The organism is Haliscomenobacter sp. (genome assembly GCF_040403615.1).
Classification (GTDB): domain Bacteria; phylum Bacteroidota; class Bacteroidia; order Chitinophagales; family Saprospiraceae; genus Haliscomenobacter.
In genome coordinates, this window is the sequence record NZ_JBBAKG010000195.1 from 2688 (window position 1) to 5290 (window position 2603).

The 2603-nt window shown below is 49.1% G+C and carries 2 protein-coding genes; one reads left to right on the forward strand and one right to left on the reverse strand.

Features of this window, described 5'->3' with window-relative positions:
- On the reverse strand, nt 1-1769 hold a 1769-nt coding region (locus tag ABW391_RS28440; protein ID WP_353485294.1), incomplete at its 3' end, for an ABC transporter ATP-binding protein.
- 210 nt (nt 1770-1979) lie between these two features.
- Here ABW391_RS28440 and ABW391_RS28445 point away from each other — a divergent pair.
- Nucleotides 1980-2603, forward strand: a 624-nt coding sequence (locus ABW391_RS28445) for a formylglycine-generating enzyme family protein (protein ID WP_353485295.1), incomplete at its 3' end; no start/stop codon positions are given.

A 2603-nucleotide genomic window follows, 5' to 3' on the forward strand; every position in this document is an offset into this window, starting at 1 on the left:
TCATCTGTCTGTTTTTCAAAAAGATCTGCATAGTACCCTTTGTTGGCCAACAACTCTTCGTGAGTACCAGCCTCCACCACTTTACCGTCGTCCATCACAATGATTTTATCAAATTGCAACAGGGCGTAAATGCGGTGGGTAATGATGATCGCCGTTTTGTTGGCCAATGCCGAGCTGAAATACCCCAATACCTGTTTTTCGGTATTGGTATCTACTGCACTCAGGCAATCGTCCAGAATCACAATATCCGGTTTCTTGATCAGTGCGCGGGCTATCGAAACCCGTTGCTTTTGTCCACCTGAAAGGGTAACCCCGCGCTCGCCCACCATGGTCTCAAAGCCTTGCGGCAATTCCATAATGTCGTTGTAAACCGAGGCATAACGGGCAAAATCTTCGATCTCTGGCTGCGGCGCATCCCTTTTGCCGAAGGCGATGTTGGCAGAAATGCTGTCTGAAAACAAAAAGACATCTTGGGGGACATACCCGATGCGTTGGCGCAATTTGGCCAAATCATGGGTTGCCAGTGCTTGATCATCCAGCAAAATTTGCCCTTCGCTGACGTCGTACATGCGCAGCAGCAGGTCGGCAATGGTAGTTTTGCCCGAACCAGTGCGGCCAATGATGGCCATTTTTTGACCGGGTTGCAGTTTGAAGCTCACATCTTGCAACGCGGTAATGCCGGTGTCCGGGTAAGTAAAAGTGACTTTGCGGAACTCAATACCTCCCTGCAAATCCTGGGTATTGCTGCCCATATTGAAAATGGTAGGCTGGGTATTCAAAAACTCATTGATCCGTTTTTGCGAAGCCGCTGCTTGTTGTACAATGGAGGCAATCCAGCCGATGGCCGTCACCGGCCAGGTCAACATGTTGACGTAGATGACGAACTCGGCAATGTTGCCCGGCGTAATCGTGCCTTTGACCACCTGCAATCCACCAAAATACACCACCAGCAAGGTACTCATGCCGATCAGCAACAACATCAACGGAAAAAACAGGGAATTGACCAGGGCCAACTGTAAGGATTGATGCTTGAAATTGTCGCTTTGCGCCGCAAAATGTTTGACCGTAGCAGCCTCTTGTACATACGACTTGACCACCCGAATCCCGGAATATACCTCTTGCGCCGTGCTGTTGAGCACCGCTAGTTGCTGCTGAATCTTTTCACTTTGCTTGTTGATCAGCGTGCTGACGTAGTAGATGGACACCGACAAAAAAGGCAGTGGAATCAAGCAATACATGGTCAGTTCCGGGCTGACCACCAGCATGGAATAGATCACCAGAATGAACAACGAAATCAGGTTGACGCCGTACAACACGGCTGGCCCCAGGTACATCCGCACCTTGTTGACATCCTCGGTGATGCGCGCCATCAAATCGCCGGTATTGTTGCGCTTGTAAAAAGCCAGATCCAGTTTTTCGTAATGGGCAAAAACCTCCTTGCGCATGTCGTACTCGATCAGGCGCGACATCACGATGATGGTCTGACGCATCCAATACATGAACAGACCCATCACTACCGCCAAAACCAGCACTAGAAAACCAAAATAAAACAACTGCTGACTCAACATCCCGAAAAAAGCACTCTCCAAAGTCGTACCCTGGTACATGCGGTACAGGTACAGGTTTTCAACCACCAAATCCAGCGCCTCGCGGATGGTTTGGGGCTGCAATACCCGGAAATAGTTGGAAAGGGTTACAAACAAAAAGCCCAACAGGAAGTGTCGGCGGTATTTCCAAAAATACTTATTCAGGTAAGCGAGTTGCTTCATTTTTATCGGATAAGGTTTCTCCGGGCTGGAGAAACGTCGGTGTTCGAGTAAGCCACAAAGATGCACAATAAGTTGGAAACCCGCAAATGGGAGTAATGGTTGAAATGGGGGGGGATTTTGAGCACGTTCAGAAATGCAGGTAAATCTTTTAGATTTATCGACCAATTTCCACGCTGCTTTTTAGCTTTACAAAAAAAACACTACCTAGCTATGCCCAACTCAGTACCACGCCGCTACGCACAAGAATTGACGGGCACCAATGGCCAGTCTTGCCCCTTTCACTTGCTGGAAGTAAAGGGCGGCACTTTTCTCATGGGCAGCGAGGAAAAGGACAAAGATGCTTATGAGTGGGAAAAACCAGTGCATCCGGTCAAAGTATCCGACTTTTGGATGGGAGAATGCGTAGTGACCCAGGCCTTGTGGAAGGCGATAATGGGGGAAGAAAATGCTCCTTTCTATTTCCAGGGCGACGAGCGCCCAGCTGAAACCGTCTCCTGGGAGTTGATCAACGATGAATTTTTACCCCGATTGAATAACATGACTGGAGAAAATTACCGTTTGCCCACCGAAGCAGAATGGGAATATGCAGCCCGAAGTGGGATTCATGAGTCACCTTACCTATACGCAGGCAGCAATCGCCTGGAAGACGTAGGCTGGTATGGCGAAAACAGCCACGGCGAAGCAAAACCAGTAGGGCTGAAAAAGCCCAATGCTTTGGGGTTGTACGATCTGAGTGGGAATGTGGACGAGTGGTGTGCCGATTGGTATGGAGGCAGTGATTATTATCAGGAATGTCTGGATACCGGAGTTGTGGAAAATCCAACAGGGCGCACA